Annotated in this window: 25 protein-coding genes; 18 read left to right on the forward strand and 7 right to left on the reverse strand. The window is 61.6% G+C overall.

The features are described 5' to 3' along the window. Both ISN74_RS18880 and nagA read left to right on the forward strand, forming a co-directional pair. The gene (locus tag ISN74_RS18880) at nt 1-1,035 is read left to right on the forward strand and encodes an SIS domain-containing protein (protein ID WP_188795346.1); all 1,035 of its coding nucleotides are present in this window, start codon (nt 1-3) and stop codon (nt 1,033-1,035) included. Nucleotides 1,036-1,305: 270 nt separating this feature from the next. Then, on the forward strand, nt 1,306-2,466 hold the full coding sequence (nagA, locus tag ISN74_RS18885; RefSeq protein ID WP_188795348.1) for an N-acetylglucosamine-6-phosphate deacetylase: 1,161 nt from the start codon (nt 1,306-1,308) through the stop codon (nt 2,464-2,466). Between the two features lie 84 nt (nt 2,467-2,550). Here nagA and ISN74_RS18890 read toward each other — a convergent pair whose 3' ends face one another. Beyond that, entirely contained in the window at nt 2,551-4,263 is a 1,713-nt protein-coding gene (locus ISN74_RS18890) for an LTA synthase family protein (protein WP_188795350.1), read from the reverse strand. 169 nt (nt 4,264-4,432) lie between these two features. Here ISN74_RS18890 and ISN74_RS18895 point away from each other — a divergent pair, with 169 nt between their 5' ends. The 4 genes from ISN74_RS18895 (at nt 4,433) to thrC (ending at nt 10,382) form a co-directional block, all read left to right on the forward strand. Further along, a complete protein-coding gene (locus ISN74_RS18895; RefSeq protein WP_188795352.1) occupies nt 4,433-6,460 on the forward strand; it encodes a bifunctional 2',3'-cyclic-nucleotide 2'-phosphodiesterase/3'-nucleotidase in 2,028 nt (675 codons plus the stop codon). Between the two features lie 453 nt (nt 6,461-6,913). Further along, nucleotides 6,914-8,056 carry a homoserine dehydrogenase family protein gene (locus ISN74_RS18900; RefSeq protein WP_188795354.1) on the forward strand — a complete coding sequence of 381 codons (1,143 nt, stop codon included), beginning with the start codon at nt 6,914-6,916 and terminating at the stop codon, nt 8,054-8,056. Then, nucleotides 8,053-9,042, forward strand: a complete 990-nt coding sequence (locus tag ISN74_RS18905) for a homoserine kinase (protein WP_188795356.1) — start codon at nt 8,053-8,055, stop codon at nt 9,040-9,042. Before ISN74_RS18900 ends, ISN74_RS18905 begins: the two co-directional genes overlap by 4 nt. Continuing rightward, the gene (gene thrC / locus ISN74_RS18910) at nt 9,039-10,382 is read left to right on the forward strand and encodes a threonine synthase (RefSeq protein ID WP_188795358.1); all 1,344 of its coding nucleotides are present in this window, start codon (nt 9,039-9,041) and stop codon (nt 10,380-10,382) included. The genes ISN74_RS18905 and thrC overlap by 4 nt, the downstream gene beginning before the upstream one ends. Nucleotides 10,383-10,574: 192 nt before the next feature. On the opposite strand, the gene ISN74_RS18915 is transcribed toward thrC, so the two are convergent. Continuing rightward, entirely contained in the window at nt 10,575-11,144 is a 570-nt protein-coding gene (locus tag ISN74_RS18915) for a hydrolase (protein ID WP_188795360.1), read from the reverse strand. Between the two features lie 53 nt (nt 11,145-11,197). Here ISN74_RS18915 and ISN74_RS18920 point away from each other — a divergent pair, with 53 nt between their 5' ends. Continuing rightward, on the forward strand, nt 11,198-11,812 hold the full coding sequence (locus ISN74_RS18920; RefSeq protein WP_203546652.1) for a TetR/AcrR family transcriptional regulator: 615 nt from the start codon (nt 11,198-11,200) through the stop codon (nt 11,810-11,812). 7 nt (nt 11,813-11,819) lie between these two features. On the opposite strand, the gene ISN74_RS18925 is transcribed toward ISN74_RS18920, so the two are convergent. Beyond that, the gene (locus tag ISN74_RS18925) at nt 11,820-12,266 is read right to left on the reverse strand and encodes a DUF4156 domain-containing protein (protein WP_188795364.1); all 447 of its coding nucleotides are present in this window, start codon (nt 12,264-12,266) and stop codon (nt 11,820-11,822) included. 313 nt (nt 12,267-12,579) lie between these two features. On the opposite strand from ISN74_RS18925, the gene ISN74_RS18930 reads away from it, so the two are divergent. The 9 genes from ISN74_RS18930 to ISN74_RS18970 all read left to right on the forward strand — a co-directional run bounded on the left by ISN74_RS18930 (nt 12,580) and on the right by ISN74_RS18970 (nt 18,400). Continuing rightward, complete coding sequence (locus ISN74_RS18930) at nt 12,580-12,801, forward strand: hypothetical protein (protein ID WP_188795367.1); 222 nt, start codon at nt 12,580-12,582, stop codon at nt 12,799-12,801. Between the two features lie 47 nt (nt 12,802-12,848). Further along, entirely contained in the window at nt 12,849-12,995 is a 147-nt protein-coding gene (locus tag ISN74_RS18935) for a hypothetical protein (protein ID WP_188795369.1), read from the forward strand. A gap of 40 nt (nt 12,996-13,035) precedes the next feature. Next, complete coding sequence (gene trmL / locus ISN74_RS18940; RefSeq protein WP_188795371.1) at nt 13,036-13,506, forward strand: tRNA (uridine(34)/cytosine(34)/5-carboxymethylaminomethyluridine(34)-2'-O)-methyltransferase TrmL; 471 nt, start codon at nt 13,036-13,038, stop codon at nt 13,504-13,506. Between the two features lie 49 nt (nt 13,507-13,555). Further along, on the forward strand, nt 13,556-14,203 hold the full coding sequence (locus ISN74_RS18945; protein ID WP_188795373.1) for a ubiquinone biosynthesis accessory factor UbiJ: 648 nt from the start codon (nt 13,556-13,558) through the stop codon (nt 14,201-14,203). Between the two features lie 5 nt (nt 14,204-14,208). Continuing rightward, complete coding sequence (gene ubiB / locus ISN74_RS18950; protein ID WP_425488841.1) at nt 14,209-15,846, forward strand: ubiquinone biosynthesis regulatory protein kinase UbiB; 1,638 nt, start codon at nt 14,209-14,211, stop codon at nt 15,844-15,846. A gap of 143 nt (nt 15,847-15,989) precedes the next feature. Then, the gene (locus tag ISN74_RS18955; RefSeq protein WP_188795377.1) at nt 15,990-16,718 is read left to right on the forward strand and encodes a pseudouridine synthase; all 729 of its coding nucleotides are present in this window, start codon (nt 15,990-15,992) and stop codon (nt 16,716-16,718) included. A 10-nt stretch (nt 16,719-16,728) separates the two neighbouring features. Further along, nucleotides 16,729-17,151: an alternative ribosome rescue aminoacyl-tRNA hydrolase ArfB gene (gene arfB / locus ISN74_RS18960; protein WP_188795379.1), complete on the forward strand. Its 423-nt coding sequence runs from the start codon at nt 16,729-16,731 to the stop codon at nt 17,149-17,151. Then, entirely contained in the window at nt 17,148-17,741 is a 594-nt protein-coding gene (locus tag ISN74_RS18965; protein ID WP_188795381.1) for a 1-acyl-sn-glycerol-3-phosphate acyltransferase, read from the forward strand. Before arfB ends, ISN74_RS18965 begins: the two co-directional genes overlap by 4 nt. A 23-nt stretch (nt 17,742-17,764) precedes the next feature. Then, entirely contained in the window at nt 17,765-18,400 is a 636-nt protein-coding gene (locus tag ISN74_RS18970) for a LysE family translocator (protein ID WP_188795383.1), read from the forward strand. 92 nt (nt 18,401-18,492) lie between these two features. Here ISN74_RS18970 and ISN74_RS18975 read toward each other — a convergent pair whose 3' ends face one another. Continuing rightward, nucleotides 18,493-18,936, reverse strand: a complete 444-nt coding sequence (locus ISN74_RS18975) for a nuclear transport factor 2 family protein (protein ID WP_188795385.1) — start codon at nt 18,934-18,936, stop codon at nt 18,493-18,495. A 111-nt stretch (nt 18,937-19,047) separates the two neighbouring features. Beyond that, nucleotides 19,048-20,058: a LysR family transcriptional regulator gene (locus ISN74_RS18980; RefSeq protein ID WP_425488821.1), complete on the reverse strand. Its 1,011-nt coding sequence runs from the start codon at nt 20,056-20,058 to the stop codon at nt 19,048-19,050. Nucleotides 20,059-20,208: 150 nt separating this feature from the next. Here ISN74_RS18980 and aceB point away from each other — a divergent pair, with 150 nt between their 5' ends. Continuing rightward, on the forward strand, nt 20,209-21,804 hold the full coding sequence (aceB, locus tag ISN74_RS18985; RefSeq protein ID WP_188795389.1) for a malate synthase A: 1,596 nt from the start codon (nt 20,209-20,211) through the stop codon (nt 21,802-21,804). A 32-nt stretch (nt 21,805-21,836) separates the two neighbouring features. Beyond that, on the forward strand, nt 21,837-23,138 hold the full coding sequence (aceA, locus tag ISN74_RS18990) for an isocitrate lyase (RefSeq protein ID WP_188795391.1): 1,302 nt from the start codon (nt 21,837-21,839) through the stop codon (nt 23,136-23,138). 126 nt (nt 23,139-23,264) lie between these two features. On the opposite strand, the gene ISN74_RS18995 is transcribed toward aceA, so the two are convergent. Beyond that, nucleotides 23,265-25,061 (reverse strand): cation:proton antiporter, encoded by a 1,797-nt coding sequence (locus tag ISN74_RS18995; RefSeq protein WP_188795392.1) that lies wholly within the window; start codon nt 25,059-25,061, stop codon nt 23,265-23,267. Between the two features lie 66 nt (nt 25,062-25,127). Beyond that, nucleotides 25,128-26,642 carry a YifB family Mg chelatase-like AAA ATPase gene (locus ISN74_RS19000; protein WP_188799383.1) on the reverse strand — a complete coding sequence of 505 codons (1,515 nt, stop codon included), beginning with the start codon at nt 26,640-26,642 and terminating at the stop codon, nt 25,128-25,130. Nucleotides 26,643-26,738: the final 96 nt, after the last annotated feature.

Consider the following 26,738-nt stretch of genomic DNA (forward strand, 5'->3'; position numbering starts at 1 on the left):
ATGAAATCCGCTCGTGACACCCTGATGTACAACGAGGCGCAGGAAAGCGCCGCGACCGTCGAACGGCAGCTGACGCAGAATGCCTCCCTATTGCAAGCGCTCGGCGAGCGACTGCGCGCACAGCCGCCACGCTTCATTGTGACCTGTGCACGCGGCAGTTCCGATCATGCGGCGGCTTATGCGAAGTACGTGTTCGAAACACGACTTGGCCTGGTGACTGCTTCCGCCTCACCGTCGATTTCTTCGATTTACGACGCGAATCTCAAGCTGGATGGCGCGCTGTTCGTTGCGATTTCGCAGTCGGGCAAGAGTCCCGACTTGCTTCGCAGCGCACAGGCCGCAAAAGAAGCCGGCGCTTATGTCGTCGCGATGGTCAATGTTGAGGATTCGCCGCTGGCCGGTCTCGCCGACACCGTGATTCCGTTGCGTGCCGGCCCGGAACGCAGCGTCGCGGCAACCAAGAGCTATCTCGCCACACTCGCTGCTGTGCTGCAGCTGACCGCACACTGGAGCAATGACCAGGTGTTGCACGCTGCGGTGGCCCGCCTGCCGGACGATCTGCGCCGCGGCTGGGAAGGTGACTGGAGTCCGCTCGAACATGGTCTCGTCGACGTGCACAACCTCTTTGTGGTCGGACGTGGTTACGGTTTCGGCGCCGCACTGGAAGCTGCGCTGAAATTGAAGGAAACCTGCGGCCTGCACGCCGAAGCCTTCAGTGCCGCAGAAGTGAAGCATGGTCCGATGGCCCTGATCGGCGCTGGCTTTCCGGTGCTGTTCCTTGCACAGGATGATGGCACGCTCGAAAACACGCTTTCCGTCGCCAATGAATTCCGTGCGCGCGGCGCACGCGTATGGGTGGCCGCGCCGGGGGCGGAAGGTGCGGATACGTTGCCGCTTCCCACGGGCATCGAACCGATCGTGACGCCGCTGCTTGCGGTGCAAAGTTTCTATCGCGCCGCCAGCGCCTTGGCGCTCGCGCGTGGTTACGATCCGGATGTACCGCCCCATCTGCGCAAGGTCACGGAGACCGTTTAAGGATGCTCCCGGGCGTTTTACGTAGATGGCATGATGTCCAGAGGGCCCACAGGCTGCGTTGCGCAGCGCCGGGAAGACTGGCTGTCTTGCCAAGCTGCGTGATACAGCCTGTGGGCCCTCTGGACATCACTCTTTGGGCCAGCTCTGTCCGTTCGCATTCCTTTGGCCCATCGTGTCGACAGACAGCCAGTCTGCCTTCGCCGATGGCCCTTTGGCCTGCGAACGGACAGAGCCGGCGACATCTACGTAAAACACCCGGGAGCATCCTTCATGCCTGCCAACCCCTTGCTCGCTCTCGTCAACGGACGCGTACTTGGCGATCACGGCCCACGTGAAGGCCTGGCCGTGCTCGTGCGCGGCAAGCGCATCGTTGCCGTCGTCGCGGATAACGACCCACGCCTCGCCGATGCGCAGCGTCATGATCTGCACGGCAACTTGCTACTGCCTGGCTTCATCGATGTGCAGGTGAATGGTGGCGGTGGATTGTTGTTCAACGATGCGCCCACAGCGGAAACGCTGCGCGGCATTGCCGCGGCACATCGCAAGTTCGGCACGACCGGCATGCTACCCACGCTGATCACCGATACGGCCGACATCATGCGCGCCGCACTCAATGCCGTGGATGACGCCATCGAACAGCAGGTGCCAGGCATCCTCGGCATCCACGTGGAAGGGCCGTTCCTCGCCACCGCACGCAAAGGCATTCACAACGCCGATCTGTTCCGTTACCCGGATGAAGACGACATCGAAGCGCTCACCGCGCCTCGTAAAGCGGCTGTGATGCTGACGTTGGCACCGGATCAGGTATCCCCACTCACCATCGCACGCCTCAGCCAGGGCGGCGTGATTGTCGTGGCCGGCCACACCGCTGCCGATTACGCCACCACGCGCGCAGCGCTCGATGCCGGCGTACGCGGCTTTACGCACCTGTACAACGCGATGACGCCACTCAGCAGCCGTGATCCGGGCGTGGTCGGCGCAGCGCTGGATGATCCGCACAGCTGGTGCGGACTGATCGCTGACGGACATCATGTGCATCCTGCAACACTGCGTATTGCGATTGCCGCCAAAGCGCGCGGCAAGTGTGTATTGGTGACCGACGCCATGCCGCCTGTAGGCAGTGATCGTCCCGACTACGTCCTCAATGGCCAGACCATCACCATGCGTGATGGCATCTGCCAGAACGAAGCTGGCGTGCTCGCGGGCTCCGGACTCGACATGGCCAGCGCCGTGCGCAATACAGTGCAGATGCTGGGCTTGCCGCTGGCCGAAGCGTCACGGATGGCAAGCAGTTATCCGGCGGCGTGGCTCGGGCTTGAGCGCACGCATGGGCGCATTGCTGCCGGTTATCAGGCGGATTTGGCGGTGATGGACGATGGGTTGGTGGTGCGGGAAACGTGGGTGGGCGGTGTGGCTTATCCAGTGACCTGAGCGTATCTGCACAACACTCTTGTAGATTGGGTTACCCCGGACTTGATCCGGGAGTAACCCACCGCACACACCGGCACATGCACGTTACTGATACACATGCAGCCGATTGAAGATCCACGCGTAATACGACTTCACCAGATCCTTATCCGCGCAATCCGCGTACAAACCATTACACCGCTCACGCAGTGACGACAACGCCGAGAAATACGAATCCATCGGCAACCCCGCCGCCTTCAGCACCATGCCAGGCAAATGCGCGATATCCATCATGGGATACGTTGGCAGCCCCGGGCCAGGCACATTGCTCTTGATCATGTAATACGTCAGATAATCCTGATACGGCACCAGCTCCGGCGGCCACGTGCGCGGCAGCGTACGCATCAGATCATCGAATGAAGGCTGATGATCACCGAAGTGCACCAGCACAGTCGGTTGTGTGCGATCGAGGAAATCATGCTCCAACCCCTTCATCGCCACATCGGAATCATGCAGGCGCTGCAGGTAGGTGTCGAAGTTCAGTGCCGTCGCATCGGGCAAGCCTTGCAGCAGGTTCTGGAACGGCTTGGGCAGGGTCGACATCGGATCGTCGTGCGGGCCGTGCTGATTGATCGTGAGGATCATCATGAAGACCGGTTGCCCAGGCTTCTTCAGCTTGTCGTACACCTGCTTGGCAGCGGCGAACATCTGCGCATCGGTTTCATCCCAATCGTCGAGGCCCAGCTCGCCGGCGCCGTAGAAGTTATCGACGCCATAGGCCTTGTACGCATCGCGGCCATTGAGAAATTCACCGTGCGTGGGGTAGATGGCCACGGTGAGATAGCCAAGCCGGCGCAGTTGCTGCGGCAGCGAATCGTGTACATGCGGCGCAAGCACGTAAGGCGCGTACATGCCGCCGGGCCCGAAGATATCCTGCGGCATACCGGTCAGCGCAGCGAATTCACTGACCCACGTGCCACCACCGAAGGTATGCACACGCATCACACCGGTACCGCGTGTTTGCGCGTCTGCCTTGAGCATCGCCACGTCGCACGCGGGCACCGTGCAATGCGTGAAGTTGGCGGGGTTGAATGTGCTCTCTTCCAGCACCTGAATGATGTCGGGATATTGGCTGGGATCCGTGGTTCCTGGTATGCCCGCAGCCGTTGCTTGCCAGTCGCGTTCGGCAGCAGCGTCATCGGCCATGGCGGGTATATGCACGCTCGAATCGCGCAGGTTTACGAAGAAATTGGTGAGGTCCGCGTCATCGGACATTTTTTCCCACGCGCCACGTGCATGCACTTTTGCAAACGGGCCGGAAGGAAGCAGGCAGAGCCAGAACGCGAGGGCGCACAGGGCAATACCACCGATGCGCAGCGCGGCTTGGGGCAATGCGCGCAATGTGGCAAAGCGGCGACGATCGCAATGCCAGGCCAGCCACAACACGATGGGCACGGCGATGCCCACGCTGATGCCGACGCTGTAGATATTCGGGTAACGCCGCAGTGTCTCGAACAGGCTGGAGCGCACGTAGTAGACGAAATCCGCCGGCATCAGCGGGGATTCCAAGTACTCCTCCTTGAGCACGGTGATCGCGCGCAGCAGCAGGAACAGGCCGCCGCTGAAAACCAGCGCAAACGCCAACCGCGCAAACACGAACAGCGATGCGCCGAACACGCACAGCATCAACGCGAACACAAAGCCGCGCTGCTCCAGGAGCGGTTCCTGCCAAGCGGTAAACCAGACGCAAATGGCGAAGAAGGCCAATGCGCAAACCATAGTGGTGCGGTTTCGCGAAGCGCGAAACGAAATCAACGACATGTGGGGCTCCCCCTGTATGGCGTCGCTTCGTAGGGCGGCGCATCGTTCTGTGGTTGTCAAAGAGCCGTCATTTTAAAGCTTTTTTGCCATCAAACAGACGCCTGTCAGGCGCGAATCGTCACCTATATCTGCTAGGTTCATGGTCTGTAAGCCCTTAGTCGGAAGCCCCATGCCCCTTCGTTCTTGCCGCCTTACTGCTCTGTTTTCCGCCGTTCTGCTGGCCGCCTGCGCCAGCCAGCCGCATCCCGCCGCCCAGCCCCAGGCGTTGCCCCAGGGCCTGCGCGCCGATGTAGCGGTGCTGGAAACCACGGACATCCACTCGAACATCCTCAGCTACGACTACTACAAGCAGAAAGCGGACCCGACCCTGGGCTTCGAGCGCACCGTGACCCTGATCCGTAAGGCGCGGGGTCAGTTCACCAACAGCTTCCTGTTCGACGCAGGCGACACCATCCAGGGCAGCGTGCTAGCCGACTACCAGGCTCAGGTACAGAAGATCGGCTGCGACCAGGAGCTTGCGGTCTACAAGAGCATGGATGCCATCGGCTACGACGGAGGCACCATCGGCAATCATGAATTCAATTACGGCCTGCCCTACCTGTCGCAGGTCACCGGCACGCCGATGAATGTAGAGGGCACCAGCGCGCAGCGCTGCACAGGCCCGCACTATCCGCTGGTGCTTGCCAACGTAAACAGCGTTCGCGACGGCAAGCCGATCTTCAAGCCGTGGACGATCATCGACCGCAAGATCGCCGCCTACACACCCGATGGCAGCCAGCTCAGCGTCCCGTTGAAGATCGCCATCATCGGCTTCGCGCCACCACCGATCATGCAGTGGGACAAGCAAAACCTGCAGGGCAAGGTGACCGTCACTGGCGTGGTGGAAGCCGCACAGAAGTATCTGCCGGAAATCCAGGCGCAACATCCGGATCTGGTCATTGCGATCCTGCACGGCGGCATGAACAACGCACCCTATACGCCCGACATGGAAAACGGCGGCTGGTATCTGGCCGGCGTACCGGGCATCGATGTGTTGTTGATGGGTCACGAACATACCGACTTCCCCGGCCCGCGCTTTGCACACATGCAGGATGTCGATGACGAGCATGGTTTCGTGCGCGGCGTGCCTGCCGTGATGGGTGGATTCTTCGGCAAGGATCTGGGCGTGATTCGCCTCGCGTTGGTGCGCCAGCAGGATCACTGGGTGATCGATAAGAGCAAGACCTTCAGCCAGGTCTGGCCGATCTGTCCGCCGACGATGGTCAACGGCAAACCAACCGTATCGCCATCCAACTGCGTGCCGGCTGATCCGCAGATCCCGCTGGTGGTCGGCAAAGTGCAGCAGGCGGCGATCGATTACGTGAACACCCCGATCGGGCAAAGCAATGTGCGCATGAGCAGCTACTTTGCCGACGAAGGCGACATGAGCGCACTGGCGCCGGTGAATGCCGCGCAGATTGATTACGCGCAGCAGGCGCTGCCTTCCGCGCATCCAGAACTGGCCAATACGCCGGTGCTGGGTTCGGCCGCTGCATTTCGCACTGGCTTCGGTGGTCCCGACGACTACACCGATGTCATGCCCGGCCCGCTCACGCTGCGCAGTGCGGCAGATCTGTACTTCTATCCGAACACGCTCAGCGCAGTGAAGATCGATGGCAAAGGTTTGAAAGCATGGCTGGAGCAATCCGCTCAGCGTTTCAACCGCATCAATCCGAATGCGACCGGCGAGCAACAGCTGATCAATGACAAGTACGTCGGCTACAACTTCGACCAGATCCAAGGCGGTATTGCGTACATCATCGATGTGTCCAAACCGGCCGGCGAACGCATCGTGAAGCTGACCTATCGCGGCAAACCCATTACAACGGCGCAGACTTTTGTGGTCGTGACCAACAACTACCGTGCCAGCGGCGGTGGTCATTTCCCTGGACTGGACGGCAACAATATCGTGCTGGCCGCACCGGATGGCACACGCGAGATTCTGGCGCGCTGGCTGCAGAAACATCCGTCGCTCGTTGCCAAGGATCTGCCGCGTGCTTCATGGCACTTCGCCAAGCTAAAGACGCATGGTCCCGTGGTATTCACCTCAGCCAGCGACAAGCAGGCCGTGGCCGAAACCGATGGACTTCACAACATCAAGCAAGTGCGCGACAACGGCGACGGCACCGCGGTATACGCGATCGACCTCTCACACTGAGCGATAGGCATGACGGCCAGCTTCCGGCATGAGCCGGAAGCGCGGTGTCATCGGATGACGGCACCGCCAGCCTTGATGACCGCTGCTGTTGCAACAGCGTTACATTCACCACGCGCATTCAGCCATCCAAATTCGCCGGCGGCACCTCATGCAATAGTTTCATTAGGCAACTGTTGACAGCCGCTGCAGTGCACAACTAATGTCGGGACCATGTCGACCGAATACGCACCAGCACGCATTGATTTCAGCCCGGCCATCGCCGGGTGCGTGCGTGTCTCGGCGACAACGATTATCGCCACAAGTATTACCACTACCACCGGAACCGGAACGACTGGTTACGGGGTGGTGTCTGTGCGCGAAGAGTAACTTCTCATACGCAACGGCCCCGCCCTCGAAGAGGCGGGCCGGCACTCCCGAACCGCCAGCGAGCAGGGGCCTCAACCGGAGGCCATCATGGATAGCTGTGCATCACTCATCGCCGAACATCCGCACCGACTTCCCCCTTTGCAGGCAGCCGGTTCGCGCCGTCGAACCCTGGCGATCGGTCTGATTGGCCCTGGACGGGTGGGCAGCGTGCTGCTGGCGCAGTTGCGCGCCGCCCAGGAGCGGCTGGCACGCGAAGCAGGCCTGGAGCTGATGCTCTGCGGTGTCGCCGCCAGCCGCCGCATGTGGCTGGATTGCGACGATCCCGAACTCAACGCGCAGCACGATGCACAAACCTGGCGGCCGACCGATCTGGATCAATTCGCCGCGCACATCCGTGGCGAGAGTCAGCGTCACGCGATGCTGATCGATTGCAGCGCCAGTGACGCGGTGGCTTCGCAATACCCCTACTGGCTTGCCTCCGGCCTGCACGTGGTGACGCCAAGCAAGCTGGCCAGCAGCGGCCCGCTGTCGCGCTGGCAGTCGATCCGCGCGGCGAGCCAGCATGGGGGGCGGTTTCGCTACGAAGCCACGGTCTGCGCCGGCTTACCGGTAGTACAGACGCTGCGTGACCTGCTCGATACCGGCGACCAGCTGCTTTCGGTGGAAGGCATGTTTTCTGGCACGTTGGCCTGGCTGTGTTGCCAATACGACGGCAAACGCCCCTTCTCCGCCCTGGTGCGCGAGGCGCATGCGCTGGGCTACACCGAGCCCGATCCGCGCGACGATCTTTCCGGCATGGACGTCGCGCGCAAGCTGGTGATCCTGGCGCGCGAAGCCGGCTGGCCGCTATCCCTGCACGATGTCGCGGTGGAAAGCCTGGTGCCCGCCGAGCTGTCCGACTTGCCGCTGGATGATTTCATGGCCCGGCTGGACGAACTGGACGCGCCGATGGCGCAGCGTCTGGCCGCCGCACAAGCCCATCACGGGGTATTGCGCCACGTCGCCAGCCTTGATCGCGACGGCCGCGCCCAGGTCGGCTTGCAGCCGCTGGCCGCGTCACATGCCTTCGCGCATACGCGGCTGACGGATAACATCGTGCAGTTCCGCACCCAACGCTACTGCGATAATCCATTGCTGGTGCAGGGTCCCGGCGCCGGTCCGGAAGTGACGGCCGCAGGGATCTTTGCCGATCTACTACGCATCGCCGAATCACTGGAGGTGCGCGCATGAATGCCTCTCTTGCCGTGAAGCCGCCCATGTCTCCGCAACGCCTGCAATCTGCATCCGCAACCGCTTTTGCCAGCGTGGGCAATGTGGGCGTGGGATTCGACATACTCGGCCACTGCATCGCCGGTGCGTCCGATAGCGTCGACGTGCGCCGCATCGACACGCCGACGGTGCGCATCGCAAGCATCGACGGCTGCGTGGACATGCTTCCCACCGACGCGGCGCAGAACACGGCCGGCGCGGCCTTGCTCGCCTTGCGCAAGGCACTGGGCCTGCAACATGGCTTCGAGCTTTCGCTGCACAAAGGCATCGCGCTGGGCTCAGGCATGGGCGGTTCGGCCGCCTCGTGTGTCGCAGCGCTGGTGGCGGCCAATGCCTTGCTGGAACGGCCGCTGTCGCGCGAGTCGCTGTATGGCTTCGCGATAGAAGGCGAAGCCGTTGCCAGTGGCGGACGCCACGGCGATAACGTCGGACCGATGCTGCTAGGTGGCCTGGCGCTTACCACTCGCGATCGCCTGATCCGCGTCCCCGTGCCGCCGGGCTGGCATTGCGCGCTGGTGCATCCGCATGTGGTGCTGGAAACACGCAAAGCACGCGCCGCGCTCGCGGGCGATTACGCGCTCAGCGAATTCGTTGCGCAATCGGCCAACCTCGCGCTGGTGCTGGCAGGTTGCTGGCGTGGCGAAGCGGAACTGGTGCGTGAAGGCTTGAAAGACGTGCTGATCGAACCGCGCCGGGCGCCACTCGTACCGAACTTTGCCCGCGTGAAACAGGCGGCACTGGATCATCACGCCATGGGCGCAAGCATTTCCGGCGGTGGTCCCAGTGTGTTTGGCTGGTTTGAGCATCGCGTCGAAGCGGAAGCCGCGGCAGCTGCAATGCGCAACGCGTTCGCCGAAGCAGGACTGGATAGCGACAGTTTCGTCGCCCCGGTGGAAGGACCTGCCGCCACGCTGCTGCCGGCTGTCGATGCAGGTGAACACGCATGACCCCAGCCTTGCGATATCCAAGCACCCGCGGCACCAGCCCTGCCGCCACGCTCAGCGAGGCGATTGCCGCCGGGCTCGCACCGGATGGCGGCCTGTATGTACCGGAACGTTTGCCAACACGCGATGTGAAGGACTTCAATCCTGATGGCACGCTGGCCGACACGGCCGCGACCTTGCTGGCGCCCTTCTTTGCGGGCGACTCGTTGGCGTCAGCGCTACCCGCCATCTGCGCAGAAGCCTTGACGTTTCCATCCCCTTTGCGTGCCTTGCCGCAGCATCCGAAGACCTCGGTGCTGGAGCTGTTTCACGGTCCCACTGCCGCGTTCAAGGATGTCGGCGCGCGCTTTCTCGCTGCCTGCCTGCGACGCTTGCGCGGAGACAGTGCCCAACACCTGACGATTCTGGTGGCAACGTCCGGCGATACCGGTGCGGCGGTGGGCGCAGCATTTCATCAACAGCCCGGCATCGAAGTCGTCATCCTGTATCCCGATGGCCGCGTGTCGCCACGCCAAGCCCATCAACTCGGCTGCTTTGGCGGCAACGTGCAGGCGCTGCGCGTGCAGGGCCGCTTCGACGATTGCCAACGCATGGTGAAAGCCGCGTTGAACGATACCGCCCTGCAGGCACAATCACCGCTCTCCTCCGCCAACAGCATCAGCCTCGGGCGCCTGCTGCCGCAAATGAGCTACTACGCGCATGCTGCTGTGGCATGGTGGCGCGGACATCGCGAAGCACTGAACCTGATCATTCCCACCGGCAATCTCGGCAATGCATTGGCCGCGGTGTGGGTACGCGAAATGGGCTTGCCGATCGGGCAAATCCGTCTGGCCTGCAATGCCAACGCCACCCTGCCCGACTTCTTCGGTGGCAGCGAATACACGCCGCGCCAAGCCGTCGCCACGCTGGCCAACGCCATGGACGTGGGTGCTCCCAGCAATTTCGAGCGCCTGCGCTGGACGTTTCCGCAAGCCGACGCGCTGCGTGCGCAACTGCAGGCACAGAGCGTAGACGACCGCACCATCAGCGCCACCATCGCCCTGCACGCACGTGAGCATGGCGAAGTATTTTGTCCCCACACCGCTACGGCGATGCATGTGCTGGACACGCTGCGCGCCGGCGGCGACACATTGCCGTGGGCGGTCGTTGCGACAGCGCATCCGGCGAAATTCGAAAGCGTGGTGGAGCCGTTGATCGGTCGTGCCGTGGAGGTTCCAGCGTCGCTGGCAGCGATGCTGCAGCGGTCTGCCTCGGCCGAACCGCTGGATGCGGAAGATGGCGCATTGCGCGGTTGGTTGCTGGCGCACGCGGATGAGAGTACTGCGGTGTTGCCTGCGGTCTAAATCAACTTCTGGTGTGTGGATGGCACCGTAAGCTGTGTCGCTCCCATATCACTCATCCCCGCCCCACCGTCATTCCGGCGAAGGCCGGAATCCATGGCCAGTACGAAGCATGGATTCCGGCCTTCGCCGGAATGACGGTGAGGTAGAGATGTAGTTACAGGTGACTTACGTGGCGTCAGGCCATGGATGCCATCACCCCAACATCTCCAAAACCTGCGCCGTCGAACGCACCCGACCAATCCGCGGGAAAATATGCTCCAGTGCAAACTTGTGCTGTTCACCGCTGGCCGCGCTCATCGCGTCCTCGGCAAAGATCAGGCTGAAACCGAGTTCCCAGGCATTGCGCGCTGTGGATTCCACGCCGATGTTGGTGGAGATACCGCCCAGCACGATGTTTTCGATGCCGCGCCGACGCAGCTGCAATTCCAGCTCGGTGCCATAGAACGCGCCCCACTGGCGCTTGGTGATGCGGATGTCGCTGTCGATGGCGCCGAGCTCTGCGGGAATCTCCCACCACTCCGGCGGGAACGTCATGGCCGGAAGGGGCTGATCCACCAGCTGGCGCGGCGCATCGCCGAAATCGGCCGACCAGCCCACGCGCACCAGTACCACCGGCACCTGCAGATCATGAAAGCGCTTGATCAACGCGCTCGCCTTGTGGAGCACGTCCGAAGCATTATGCGGACCGCCTGCAAACGGTAGGATACCCTTCTGCAGATCGATAAGAACCAGCGCCGTACGGCGCGGATCGAGTGTTTCCATAGGATTCTCCGGTTCATATAAGTGAGGGTATCCTCACTTGGGAGTTTATGAGGATGTCCTCACAAAAATCAAGTGAAGCCCGTCGTGTTCCGCAGCGCCAGCGCGGCCACGAGCGCGTCGCCGCCCTGGTGGAGGCGGCGTCCGAGTGCTTTGTCGAGAAGGGCTACGAGGCGACCACCATGACCGAAGTGGCGGCGCGGGCGGGTGCGTCTATCGGTTCGCTGTATCAGTTCTTCCCGACCAAGGAAGTGCTGGCGCAAGCACTGGTCGAGCAATACTCACAGGCGGTGTATGCCGAACTGGGAAAGCTCGCCGAGCAATCCGCAAAGTGGAGCACGGAAGAACTGGCGCAACGGCTTTGCGCTTTCCTGGTCACGTTCCGCAAGCGTCACCCGGCATTCGTGATCTTGACGGAATCGGCACACGCGCCATCGGTGGATGGCTTGACCATCCGGCGGCGCGTGCGCGCGGAACTGCAAGCGCTGCTGGCACGCCGCGCACCGCATCGCTCAAACGACGAGATGCATGCGGCAGCGGTCGTCGTTCAACAAATAATGAAAGCAGCGATTGCCATTCACACCGAACCCGGCATGCCCGGACGTCAGGCTGCAGTGACGCAACTGCAACACGCCATGCAGCTTTATCTGCATGACGTGTTCGGCGGGTAGCTAAAAATCAGCCACCCTTGGTCGGATAGGTCTGGAACCCGCCACCCTGCTGCGCCGGCGGCTGAGGTGGCTGGGATGACGGCGGCTGCGCTTGCGGGCTGCCCTGGATCGGCGGCGGCGGTGGCGGCCCCGGCATGTGATTACCGCAGTAATAAGCCTCCCACGGCTGCGAGCCGTCGACCGGATCGGCCAGCGGCTTGATGGTGTCCGCATGCATGCTGGCGGCGCTGTTGCGTGCCTGCACCTGCAGCTCATCGCGCACCTTGATGTCGTTACGGTCGAACGGCCCCACGTGATCCATCACCGAAACAGTGATCTTGCCCAGATCGCGGCACCCGGAAACATCGCCCGACCATACCGTGCGTACGTTGTTCGATCCCGGATCAGGATTGATGCCCCAGGTACAGCCGCCGAGCAGCACCGCGGGTACGAGCAACAGCAGGGTCTTGCGCATGAGTAGCTCCATGTTGACGTGTAGTGCGGAAGATATTCAGGGCAACACGCAGACGTGTTGCCGCAACCGCATTGCATCCTAACGCGTCATCGCCGTCTGTCACCGAACGCCGGCTTAGCGTGCCTGCGCCCGCTGTCCGTCCGGACACTGTCCGCTGCGCAGTGTCCGGTGTCCGCGGACATCGCAGCAATCCTCAAGACGCTTAAATAAAACATTATTTATCAATATGTTATACAGAATATCCGGGCTGGCACGGGGATTGCTCTGTAACAGGCAAGGACCATCCCGGTCCCTCTACTGGAGAGTCAAGGATATGAAACTCACCGAAACGAAATTCGAAGCCTTCGTTCTGCAAGGACTGTTCGCCGCGTGCCTGATGGTCAGCGGACTGATCCTCGCCGCCATGTTCACGACCAAGACGATGCCGGTGCAATTGGCTTTGGCTGGTCCGGTTCACGCCTTGTTCGCCACCGCCCCCTCCACCTGCGCCTTGGCGGACATCAGCAACATCGTCTGCATTCGCGCTGAAGGTTGATCAGCGCCACTCGCCAACTATTCGCTAACTATTAAAGGAGATACGACATGAACTTCGAAACGATGATGCTGCGCGGCCTGTTTGGAGCATGCGTGCTGGTTTGCGGACTGGCTTTGGCCTCGATCGTGAGCGCCAAGCCTGTTCCGACCCAGCTGGCCACCACCACCGTTGCTACGGCGACCACGGCAGGCTGATCACGAGACGTGATCGGCCTCGCCATCCGATAATGGCGGCATGCTACATGTCATCCTATTCCGCCCCGAAATCCCGCCCAATACCGGCAACGTGATCCGCCTGTGCGCCAATACCGGCGCCAGCCTGCATCTGATCCGCCCGCTGGGCTTTGAACTCGACGATACACGCCTGCGCCGCGCCGGCCTCGATTACCACGAATATGCGCGCGTCAGCGTCCATGACGACCTCGATACCTGCCTGGCCACGCTGAAACATCCGCGCGTGTTCGCCCTTTCCACCCGCGGGCGCACCATGCACGTGGACGCACGCTTTGCCGAAGGCGATGCGCTGCTATTCGGCTGCGAAACAGCCGGACTACCTGACGCGGTACTGTCGGCGTTGCCACCCGAACAGCGGCTGCGCTTGCCGATGTGCCCGGATAGCCGCAGCCTGAATCTGTCTAACAGCGTGGCGGTGGCGGTCTACGAAGCGTGGCGGCAACTTGGCTTTCCGGGCGCCAAAGCGCCCTGATCAGCAATCATCACGGCCAGCACGGCGCGCAGGCGGCTACAATTCCGGCATGACTGCTGCCTCTCCCCAAAACCTGCTCCCGCAGCCGCTGCGCAAGCTCGCGGGCCGCGCGCTGGAAACTGCGCTCAATCACGCGCTGTCGCTCGATCCCGATACGAAAGCCAAGCTGGCCACACTCGACGGCCGCAGCGTGCAGTTGCAGCTGCGCGGTGTCGAACTGGCGCTGGCCATCACCGTGGAACAAGGCCGTTTGAAAGTCGGCCCTGCCCCGGAGTCGAGCGACCTGCGTGTCGCCGCCACACCAGGCAGCCTGCTGTCGATGCTGTTTCGCCGCGGCGACGACGGCATGGCGCCAGGCAAGGTGGAGATCGCAGGCGACGCGGAACTGGCACGCCGGCTGGAAAAACTCGCCAGCGGCTTTGCCCCCGATTTCGAGGAAGCCTTCGCGCGCACGTTCGGCGACGTGATCGGCGTACCGATGGCCAAGGCGGTGCGCGAAGGTCTGGTGCATGCGCGTGAAACCGCATCCCATCTGAGTCAGGATGGCGCCGACTGGCTGCGCGACGAAGCACAGATGGCGCTGGCGCCCGGCGAAGTCGAGAGCTTTCTCGATGATGTCGACGCGCTTCGCGAACGCACCGAACGACTGGAAGCGCGGCTCGCGCGCCTGGAGCGTCGACGGGGATCGAATCCGTGACGCCGCTGAAGGTAGTCCCAGGTCTATTGCGCGTCACCTTGGTGCTATTGCGCTATCGGCTGGATGAGCTGATCGATGCCACGCACCTGTTCCGTCCGCTGAAACTGGTGCGCCCGTTTCTCGGTAAGCCGATGGTCGATGTGCGCCCACTCTCGCGCGGCGCACGCATTCGGCTTGCGCTGAACGAGCTGGGTCCGATCTTCGTCAAGGCCGGGCAGGTGCTCTCCACCCGCCGCGACCTGGTTCCCGCCGATATCGCCGACGAACTGTCCATGCTGCAGGATCAGGTGCCGCCGTTCCCGGGGGAGGAAGCGCGCGCCATTGTCGAGCGTGAATTCAGGCAGCCGATCAACGAGCTGTATGCGAGCTTCGATCCGGTGCCGTTGGCTTCCGCATCGATTTCGCAAGTGCATGGGGCAACGCTGGAAGACGGGCGCGAGGTCGTGGTGAAAGTGCTGCGTCCCCGCATCGAGCAGCGCATTGCGCGCGATGTGCGCCTGATCCGGTCGTTGGGGGAACTGGCCCAACGCTGGCATCCGAATGCGGACAAGATCCGACCGCTCGACGTCGTCAGCGAAGTCGAGAAGATGCTCGAGAACGAGCTGGATCTGCAGCGCGAAGGCGCGAGCGCCAGTCTGTTGCGCCGCAACTTTGCCAGCGGCGTCGACATGTACGTGCCGGAAGTCTATTGGGAACTCACCACGGCGCGCGTGCTGACACTGGAACGCGTATCAGGTGTGAGCTGCGATGACATCGCCGCGATCGACGCGGCTGGCATCGATCGCAAGCAGCTCGCCGCCAAGGGCGTGCGGTTGTTCTACGAGCAGGTGTTTCGCGACAACTTCTTCCATGCGGATGCGCACCCGGGAAATATCTGGGTGGATCCGACGCGCGCGAAGGAACCACGTTTCATTGCACTGGATTTCGGCATCATGGGCTCGCTGCCGGAAGCCGATCAGTATTGGCTGGCGCAGAATTTCATCGCGTTGTTCGAACGCGATTACGCGCGCATCGCCAAGCTGCATATCGATGCAGGCTGGATGCCGGCCAGTATTCGCATGGATGAACTGGAAGCGGCTGTACGCACGGTTTGCGAACCGTACTTCACACGCCCGCTGTCGCAGATCTCGTTGGCAGAACTGGTCGTGAAATTGTTCCAGACCGCACGCCGCTTCGAACTGACCTTGCAGCCGCAGCTGATTCTGCTGCAGAAAACGCTGCTGAACATCGAAGGCGTCGGGCGCATGCTCGATCCGGATATCGACATCTGGGCGGTGGCGCATCCGGTGCTCAAGCGCATTCTGCGCGAACGTTACAGCCCCATGCGCACCTTTCGCGAAATTCGCAAGCGCGTGCCGGAATGGTTTCACAATGCGCCGCAACTGCCGGAACTGGTGCGCAACGCGATGCGCCAGATCGCCATCGGCGAGCAGCGTTTTGTCCACGATATCGAAACGCTGAGCCATCAGCGCGATCTGGTACGGCGTGTATTGCGCATGATTGGAAGCGGACTGTTAGGCGGAACGCTGATTATCAGCGCGACCTTGTTGTGGACGCTTTCGCCGCATCACGGTGCAGTGCTACCGCTGTGTCTGGCCGGAGGTGGTTTGCTGGCGTTTGTTTACGGCTGGATGCGTCACTGACTTATGTATTGAAACGTCGTTCGTCTACGTATCGACGCTGTCTTCCCGTCTTTAGCCTCGTCGTCATTCCAGCGAAGGCCGGAATGACGCTGAGGCAATCAAAAACTTCGCCTGTGCATACGCCACCTAGGCTCATTTTCCCGATGCTCGACATTCTCTACCAAGACGACGCCCTGATCGCGGTCAACAAGCCCGCTGGCATGGCCGTGCATCGTTCGAAAATGGTCGGCAATGCGGACACGTTCCTGATCGATGTCCTGCGCGAGCAGGTCGGTGGCACCGTCTACCTTGCGCACCGTCTCGATCGCGCCACCAGCGGCGTATTGCTGATTGCCCGCTCCTCCGAAGTGGCGGCAGCACTTGGCGAGCAGTTCATGAGTCGCGACGTGCACAAGCAATACCTCGCAATCGTGCGCGGCTGGCCGGAGCCTCTGGAAGGCGTCATCGATTACGCACTGCCGGGCGCACGCGAAACCGGGCCGCGACGCGATGCACGCACCGACTACCGGCGGCTTGCGACGGTGGAGGTACCCATAGCGCTGGGCCGTTATCCGCAGCAGCGCTATGCACTGGTGATGGCCGAACCCGAAACCGGTCGGTTTCGCCAGATCCGCAAGCACATGGCACATATCCATCACCCGGTGATCGGTGACTGCCAGCATGGACGCAGTGACCACAATCGGCTTTATAAGCAATATTTCAGTTGCCATCGCATGCTGCTGCATGCCTGGCGGCTGCACCTGCGACATCCTGTGCACAACAGCCCGATGACGCTGGAAGCGCCGCTGGACGACGCTTTTCAGGGTGTCCTGGCCCGATTCGAGTGGACCCTGTCCGAGGAAAAAACGATAGGTCTGGCGCCAACCAGCTAAACTGCGCGCCATGTTATCCGTGAGCCGATCCATCGTCCTGCCGGAATCGGAGCTGGTCGAGCGCTTTTTACGCGCCGACGGCCCTGGTGGCCAGCACGTAAACCGTACCGAGAGCGCGGTCGAACTGCGCTTCGACGTGATGCATTCGCCTTCGCTGCCCGACGATGTGCGCACCCGCCTGCTGGCCCGTAGCGACCGCCGCCTGACCGACGATGGCGTCTTGGTGATCCAGGCCCGCCGCTTCCGCGACCAGAGTCGCAATCGCGAGGATGCGCGCGAGCGGCTGGTGGAAATTCTGCGCGGCGCGCTGGTCGCGCCCAAGAAACGCATTGCCACCAAACCCACCCGCGCGTCGAAAATGCGTCGTCTGGACGGCAAGCAACAACGCTCCAAAATCAAGCAAAACCGTTCGCGATCCTGGAGCCACGAGTGAGCGAGCCCATCCTGCCGGCCGTCCCCGCGCAAGCCCCGCCACTCAATAGCCGCTTCTGGCCGTGGTTGATGCGCAGCCTGCTGCGGCTCTCCGGCTGGCGCCTGCTGGGTCAATTGCCGGATGTGCCCAAGCTGATCCTTATCGGCGCGCCGCACTCGTCGTACTGGGATGGCGTGTGGGGTTTGATAATGAAGATCGGGCTGGGCATCAACATCAACATCATGATCAAGCGCGAAGTGCTGGATGGACCGCTGGGCATCATTCTGCGTCCCATCGGCATGATTCCGATCAACCGCAGCGCCGCACTGAACGTCGTCGGCCAGATGGTGAAGCGCTTCGAGGAACACGAGCGCATGTGGCTAGGCATTACGCCCGAAGGCACGCGCAAGCACGTCAAGCATTGGAAGTCGGGCTTTTTGCGCATCGCTCACGAGGCGAACGTGCCGATCCAGACCCTGTTTATCGATTATCCGAGCAAGACCTTTACGCTCGGCCCCGTGGTACACGCGAGCGACGATCCTGATGCGGATATGAGCACGATTCGCGCGCTGTTTCGGCCTTACCGCGGCAGGCATCGCAATACGGAATAACCATCTGGAAGCAGGGAAAATTGATGGATTCGTTCGGCATACAGCATTACGAAGCGTTCCTGCTTGCGAGCATCGCGCTCAATCTGACGCCTGGGCTCGATACGTTCTACATCCTCACACGCAGTGGTCGTGAAGGGCATGCGGTCGGTTTAGCGGCGGCGCTCGGTATCAATGCCGGCTGCATCGTGCATACGCTGGCGGCGGTGCTGGGGATTTCAGCGATTCTGATGACATCGGCACTCGCCTTCAGCGTGCTGAAATATTTGGGCGCGGCGTATCTGGTGTGGATCGGTTTGCGCATGCTGTTATCGCGCGCCATCACGCGGCAGCCGACGCAAACACGCGGGAGCGGATTCAATGCCGCATTCCGACAGGGCATGCTGACTAACGTGCTCAATCCCAAAGTCGCATTGTTCTTCCTGGCCTTTTTACCGCAGTTCGTGTCCATGCATGCCACGCACCCACAAATCGGGCTGATGCTGCTGGGTTTGAGCTTTATCGGCACCGGCCTGACGTGGTCGACCGTGCTGGCACTGGCCGGCGGTCGCATTCATCGCTTGCTGACGACCAAGCCCAAGCTTGGCCAATGGATGGATCGCCTGTGTGGCACGGTGTTACTGGCCTTTGGCGTCAAGCTCGCATTGCAGCAGCGAAGCTGAGGCCATTCCCTCACTGAACCAAAGCTGTTTCCCGCAAAAGCCGAATGGCGATCATGCGGACCATGTGTAGCGCCCGCCTGTGTCCGCGACGATCATTGGCAACCGTCTTTTCGTTCGTTGTCGGACAGGCCAATGATGACCCAGCGATCCTGGAGCTTGCCGAGCGTAATCACGTCCGTGCCACAGTGATCCACGCGGCCATTGATCGTGAACGTGTAAGGCGCCCACACGACCGCTAGATCCTGATCAACATGCACCTGTGGTTGATGGATGTGTTCCGCGATGGGGCCACCATGATGCGCAGCGATCGCATCTGCCAGCTTTTCGATCGTCAGCCGGTGCAACGCATTCTGCTGCACGCTCGTGATTTCGATATTCGGGGCTACCACGGCCAGCAACCCGCTTTTGTCCTGCCGACCAAGGGCATCGAAAAAGTGTTGAACCGGATCCATCACTTGCGCATTTTGATCGGCGGCCTCGCAGCGCCATGAACACCCCAGTGCGATAGCAGCGAAGACGAATACACGAAAATTCATGTCGGATGCCCTTTTATAGAGATAGCCCAGCACGTGCAAAGGAAGTGTAGCGTCTCGTGAATTCGTCAAGCTGCGGGCTTCACTCGTCATATTGCACCGCATCCCTTCCGATCAACGCTCGGAATGACCTGACTCATCGTAATCGCGATGCGTCAGCAAGCCTGGACGGATCAAGTCAATAAACGCCCGCGCTTCCTTGCTCAGAAACTTGCCCTTGCGCATCACCACACCGTAGCTGCGCTGCGGAAAATACTGGCGCATGTTGCGCACGGCCAGACGCGCGCGATCGGCTTCGGTAATGCAGATACCGGTGACGATGGAAATCCCCAACCCCATCGCGACGTATTCCTTGATCACCTCCCAGCCGCCAACTTCGATGGCAACCTGATAAGGCACCTGGCGTTGCTGGAAAACGAGATCCACCAACCGATACGTGGACAGGCGTTGCGGCGGCAGAATCAGGCCATGCGGCGAAAGATCTTCCAGCGTCACCGTCTCCTTTTGCGCCAGCGGATGATCCAGCGGCGTGATCAACATCGGGTCGTAGTGATAGACCGGTGCCCAGGCAATGTCGTTGGGTACATCGAGCATCGAGCCGATGGCGAAGTCGGCTTCGTCGGCGCGCAGCAGCGCCATGCCGTCCTTGCCGGTGACGTTGGCCAGCTGCAGTTGCACAGCGGGATAGCGCTCACGATAGCGGCGCACCAGTTCCGGCAGCAGGTACTGAATGGTTGAACTGCCCGCGGCTACGGTGAGCCGTCCGGCCTGCATTCCCTTGACCTTGTTTTGGAAGTCGCGGTCCAGGCTCTCCCAGCCCTCGACCAGGGGACGCGCCAGCTCGTAGAGCGCTTCGCCAGCATCGGTGAGATTGATGCGGCGCCGGCTGCGCTGCAGCAGCTCCATCCCCAACTCTCGCTCCAGTGCCTGTAGTTGGAGGCTGATGGAAGGCTGGGACAGGTACAGCGCTTCGGCGGCACGGCTCAGGGTGCCCAGTTTTACCGTGGCCACGAAGGCGCGCATCTGCTTTAGCCGGTTGCCTTTGTAGTAATAGCGGCCGGCGTCACCGGCGGAGGCATCCTTTCGTGGACGCCTTTTGCTCCCGGCGGCGGCTTTTTTTGTCATGTTTGGGCTTCGGTCAGGCGTTTTCATGACAGATCCTTCAACACCTTAGCGTATGTATTGACAATACCAATATCTAAAATTGAAACATTTGTTTTGTCAAATCTATGATCGATAACTAGCTTCAACCACGGACACACCGTGGAGAAGCTCATGGCAGTACCCAGTGAAAAGTTCGTCAGCCAGCCGGCCCGCATCCTTGCAAGCACCACCGACTACCAGGACATCCTGACCCCGGAGGCGCTGGCCTTCCTGGCTCGCCTGCATCGTTTCGCCGAGCCTCGCCGCCAGGCCCTGCTGCAGGCCAGGCGCCAACGTCAGGCCCGCTACGACGCTGGCGCATTGCCGGATTTCCGGCCGGATACCAAGGCCATCCGCGAATCCGACTGGACGGTGGCGCCGATTCCCCGCGCCTTGCAGGACCGCCGTGTAGAGATCACCGGCCCGGTTGAGCGAAAGATGATCATCAACGCCCTCAACGCCGGGGCGAAGGTGTTCATGGCCGACCTCGAGGATTCCTCGGCCCCCAGCTTTGCCAACCAGCTCGACGGCCAGATCAATCTGCGCGACGCGGTCAACGGCACGCTCGAATACCGCTCACCTGAGGGCAAGGAATACCGCGTCGGAGCGAATCCCGCCGTCCTGGTGGTGCGTCCGCGCGGCTGGCATCTGCCGGAGCGCCATGTGACGGTCGACGGTGAAACGATGGCCGGCGCCCTGGTCGACTTCGGCCTGTACGCCTTCCACAACGCCCGCACGTTGCATGCGAACGATCTCGGCCCGTATTTCTACCTGCCCAAGCTTGAGGCGATGGAAGAAGCCGCACTGTGGGACGACGTAATGACGCTGGCCGAGGACGAACTCGACCTGCCGGTTGGCACGATGAAAGCCACCGTGCTGATCGAAACGCTGCCGGCGGTGTTCCAGATGCACGAAATCCTGCATGCACTGCGCGGTCGAGTCGTGGGTCTCAATTGCGGCCGCTGGGATTACATCTTCTCCTACCTGAAAACCTTCCGCCGTCATCGTGACCGCTTGCTGCCTGAGCGCGGCCAGGTCGTGATGACGGTGCCGTTCCTGAAGGCGTACTCCGAACTGCTGATCCAGACCTGCCACCGCCGCGGTGCTTTCGCGATGGGCGGCATGGCGGCGCAGATTCCGATCAAGGGCGATGAAGACGCCAACGACAAGGCGATGGCCAAAGTACGCGCCGACAAGCTGCGCGAAGTGCAGGCTGGTCATGACGGCACCTGGGTTGCGCATCCGGCGCTGGTGTCGATTGCGATGGACATCTTCGATCGCCACATGTCGACGCCGAATCAGCTGCACGTGAAGCGCGAAGACGTGAAAACCGATCGCGACACGTTGATCTCACCCTGCGGCGGCACCATCAGCTGCGCCGGTTTCGACAACAACGTCGAAGTGGCGCTGCGTTACACCGCTGCGTGGCTGGAAGGACTGGGCTGCGTGCCGATCCACAACCTGATGGAAGACGCTGCCACCGCAGAAATCGCGCGTTCACAACTGTGGCAATGGTTGCATCACGGCAGCCTGGAATTTCCGGATCACGCACCGATCGATTTTGCGTTGTTCGATCACGCCCTCGCCGCACACACGCACCGCCTTCAGAAAAGCAATGCACCCGGCGCGCGCCGCGCCACCGATGCCGCGCGATTGCTGACCGTGCTCACGCATGCCGATCAACTCGGCGACTTCCTCACTCTCCCCGCCTACGAGCAGCTCGCCTGATCGCGCGCATTCGCACTTACGGAGCTCATGATATGAAGACCACACTCCCCACCGCCGAACAGATCGCGCTGGACTGGAAGAACAACCCACGCTGGACAGGTGTCCAGCGCAACTACAGCGCTGACGATGTGGCGCGCCTGCGCGGCACGGTGCAAGTCGAACACTCGCTGGCTCGCCGTGGCGCCGAGCGCCTGTGGAAATCACTGCACAAGGAAGACTTCGTCAACGCACTCGGTGCGCTCACCGGCAACCAGGCCATGCAGCAAGTTAAGGCTGGATTGCAAGCGATCTATCTCAGCGGCTGGCAAGTCGCTGCCGACGCAAACGTAGCGGGCGAGATGTATCCGGACCAATCACTCTATCCGGCGAACTCGGTGCCGCAGGTGGTCAAGCGCATCAACAACACCTTGCTGCGCGCCGACCAACTGCACCATGCCGAAGGCAAGGACGACACCGATTGGATGGTGCCCATCGTGGCTGACGCGGAAGCCGGTTTCGGTGGCGTACTCAATGCGTTCGAGCTGATGAAAGCGATGATCGAAGCCGGCGCTTCCGGCGTGCACTTCGAAGATCAGCTCGCCTCCGTGAAGAAGTGCGGCCATATGGGCGGCAAGGTGCTGGTGCCGACGCGCGAAGCGGTGGACAAACTCAACGCCGCACGTCTTGCTGCCGACGTGCTTGGTGTACCGACCCTGCTGGTCGCGCGTACCGATGCCGATGCTGCCGATCTCATCACGTCCGACATCGACGACAATGACAAACCGTTCACCACCGGCGAACGCACCGTGGAAGGATTCTTCCGTGTGCGTGCTGGACTGGAGCAGGCAATCAGCCGCGGCCTTGCTTACGCGCCCTATGCCGACCTGGTGTGGTGCGAAACCAGCAAGCCAAACCTGGAAGAAGCACGCCAGTTTGCCGAGGCGATTCATGCGAAATTCCCGGGCAAGCTGCTCGCCTATAACTGCTCACCGAGCTTCAACTGGAAGAAGAACCTGGACGACGCAACCATCGCGAAATTCCAGAAAGAACTCGGCGCAATGGGCTACAAGTTCCAGTTCATCACCCTGGCCGGCTTCCACAGCCTCAACTACGGCATGTTTGAACTGGCGCATGGCTATGCGCGTCGTCAGATGAGTGCTTTTGTGGAATTGCAGGAAAAGGAATTTGCCGCAGCGGAACGCGGCTTCACCGCTGTGAAGCATCAACGCGAAGTCGGCACTGGATACTTCGATGCGGTGACGCAGGCGATTCAGCAAGGGCAGTCGTCAACGACAGCGTTGAAGGGCTCGACGGAAGAGGCGCAGTTTCGTCCTCAGCGGGCATCGGCGGCGTGATGTGATGCTTTAACGCTCTTTTCCGTTATGTGAGCACAGAACTCGGAGATGACCAATTCCCCTCAGCGTCATTCCGGCGAAGGCCGGAATGACGCTGAGGCGCGACTGATCATCGCGCAGTCAGGATTACGATACCGCCGACTCCTCCGGCGGCACCAGCACAATCACCGTCCATCCGGGCCGCGGCTCCAATTCCCGCCGCTCCGCCGCCACACGCAGCGCGCCTTTCTCATCCACGCCAAACATCAGCAACGATGTGGAACCATATTGCTCGATGAAGTGTGGCCAGTCGAACGTTGCACTCAGCCCGGTGGATTTGATGCGCCAGCCACGTATCAGCAATTCCGCGAAGCGCGCATGCGTCATGGTGTCCTCGAACAAAGCAGGTACCAGGAGGCGTTCGTTGAATGCCTTTCGATGCGTGACTTCCTGGGGCGCCAGATTGCGCAACCGATAGACTTTTTCACGACCCAGCTCTTGCTGGTAATGCAGGCAAGCGAGCGAATTGCGCTCGCGATGGGTCGAAAGGCCCAGCATCTGGCCAATACCCACCAGATCGAGATTGCGATCAGCATGCGCTGAGGCAGGGTTTCCAAAGAAGGTGTTCAGGCCTTCCATGCGGCCACGACGAATACCATCCCAGTCATCGTCCGCCAACAGAATGTGGAAGCCCACCTCTTTCAGCGCCTTGCCAATCGCCCGTGCAACGGCGTCGGAACCATAGATCAACACACCATGCGGTTCCGGCTCAGCCACCTTCAGCCAGCGCGCCAGCGGCCGGGCCGTCGCGCTCTGAAAAACCACGGTGCCGATGATCAGGATGAATACCAAAGGCACCAAGACTTCGCTGCCACTTACGCCAAGATTGGACAGCCTTAGTGCGAACAATGCAGTAACCGAAGCTGCCACAATGCCGCGCGGCGCCACCCATGAAATCAAAGCGCGCTCGCGCCAGCTCAAGCTGCTGCCAAAACTGGAAACGATCACAGTCATCGGGCGCACGATGAATTGCGCGGCCAGGAAAATGGCAATACCTGCCCACAAAACACCTGGCGGCAATGGCCAGCTCAAGCGTGCCGCCAGCAGAATGAACAGCATCGACACCAGCAGGACAGTCAAATGTTCCTTGAAATCGAGGATGTCATCGATATGCACGTCACGCATATTGCACAGGGCGATACCCATGATCGTGACGGCCAGCAGACCCGAATCGTGCGCCATCTCGTTGGAGAGCGTGAAGGACAGCAGCACAATCGCCAGCGTACCGAAATTCTGCAGATATTCTGGAATGAACTGTCGCCGCAATAGAAAGGCCAGCACCAGCGCAGCAACGCCGCCGTAGACGACACCGATCACGACCGTGTGCAAAAACACACCGATCGCATGCCCCTCATGATGCGAGACGATGGCTTCATAGATCAGCACGGCGAACAAAGCACCGAGCGGATCGATCACAATGCCTTCCCAACGCAATGCGTTGGCAATGCGTTCGTTCGGTCGCAAGGTGCGCAGCATCGGCACAATGACCGTGGGACCGGTGACGCAGGTCAACGCACCAAACAACAAGGCGATATCCCAGCCGAGTCCCGCGAAGTAATGCGCCGCTGCCGCCAACATCAACAGCGCAATGATCGCGCCGTAGCTGACCAGACCTCGCACCACATGACTGATGCCAGAGAGCTCATGGAATCGCAGAGTCAGGCTGCCTTCGAACAGGATCAGCGCGACCGACAGCGAAACGATGGGCATCAGCAGCGGACCGAGCAGTTGGTCCGGATCGAGCGCATGCACCACCGGACCGAGCAGAATGCCCGCCAGCAACAGAAACAGAATCGCGGGGAGCTTCACCCGCCATGCCAGCCATTGCGCGAAGAAGCCGATGGCCAGCATGCCGGTCAACATCAAGCCAAGATCGATTTTCATGCGCACACCCCTCGCGGCATCGTCCAATGGCCGTATCGCAACATAAGCATGAGGGAAAGTCCGGGTCTAGTCTGAGAGCAGAGACAGGCGCCGGTATTGCAGGGCTTCCGCCAAGTGATGGCGATCGAGTGCGGCGGCGCCGTTGTCGAGATCGGCAATCGTACGGGCGACTCGCAGCGTCCGGTGGTAGGCGCGCGCCGATAAACCGAGTCGTTCCAGTGCCCCATCGAACCAGCGCCGCTCGGCCGGCCCCAAGGCGCAATCACGCTCGAGTTCGCGCGTGCTGATTTCGGCGTTCGGCCGGCCGGCACGTGCCAGTGCATGCTGCCGCGCGCGCATGACGCGCTTGCGCACCGTGGCAGAGTCCTCGCCTTGTGTGACACGTGGTGCGATCAGTTCATTCAGCGGCACGCTGGGCACTTCCACACACAAATCGATGCGATCGAGCAGCGGGCCGGAGATACGCGAGCGGTAACGCTGGACTTGGTCCGGCGTGCAGCGGCAGCGCTGGCGCGCATCGCCCGAGTATCCGCATGGACACGGGTTCATCGCTGCCACCAGCTGGAATTGGGCGGGAAAACTCAATTGCCGTGCCGCACGCGAGATAAGGATATGCCCCGATTCCATCGGCTCGCGCAGCACTTCCAGCACGTGACGGCTGAATTCAGGCAGTTCGTCCAGGAACAGCACGCCGTTGTGCGCCAGCGAAATCTCGCCCGGCCGCGGCTGCGAACCGCCCCCCACCAACGCCACGGCCGACGCCGTGTGATGCGGGGCCCGAAAGGGACGGCGGCGCCAGTGCGCCGGATCGACCGCTTGCCCGGTCACCGACATGACCGCGCAGGTTTCCAGCGCCTCGGATTCGCTCATCGGCGGCAAGATTCCGGGAAGCCGCTCTGCCAGCATGGTCTTGCCAGTGCCCGGCGATCCGATCAGCAACAGGTGATGGCCGCCAACCGCGGTAATCTCCAGCGCGCGACGGGCCTGCAACTGGCCGCGCACATCGATCAGATCGGGGCCGGAGTCATCGCCGGTCAGGGTCAAGGTGGAGGTGGGCGGTTGCAGTTCCTGGACACCACGCAACCAGCCGCAGACATCGGTAAGCGAGTCGGCGACACGCACATCTACTTCGGAAATCAGCGCCGCCTCACTCGCGTTGGCACGCGGCACCACCACCCGGCGCCCGCGTGCGCGTGCACGCAGCAGCGCTGGCAGCACGCCCGAGACGGGTCGCAGTTGGCCGGAGAGCGCCAGTTCGCCGAGGAACTCGCAATCGTCCAGTTTTTCGCGTGGAACCTGATGGCCCGCCGCCAGGATGCCTAGGGCGATGGCCAGGTCGAAACGGCCGCCGTCCTTGGGTAGCTCGGCCGGCGCAAGGTTCACCGTGACCTTGCGGTTGGGATATTCGAAGGCGGCACTTTGAATGGCCACGCGCACACGATCACGCGCCTCGCGGACGGCCGCTTCGGGCAAACCAACGATATTAGTGCTGGGCAGCCCGCCGGAAAGGTGCACCTCCACCATGACCTGGGGCGCAGCAACGCCCTCCTGGGCACGGCTTAGCGTGACAGCCAAGCTCATTGGGCGTGAGGCGGGTGTACGGCCATGGAGTCGCTGATTGATCGGTCCATCGAGCGACTCCATGGCAATCGGTGCGGAAGAAAACGGCCGCCCCCG

Source organism: Dyella caseinilytica (assembly GCF_016865235.1).
GTDB lineage: Bacteria > Pseudomonadota > Gammaproteobacteria > Xanthomonadales > Rhodanobacteraceae > Dyella_B > Dyella_B caseinilytica.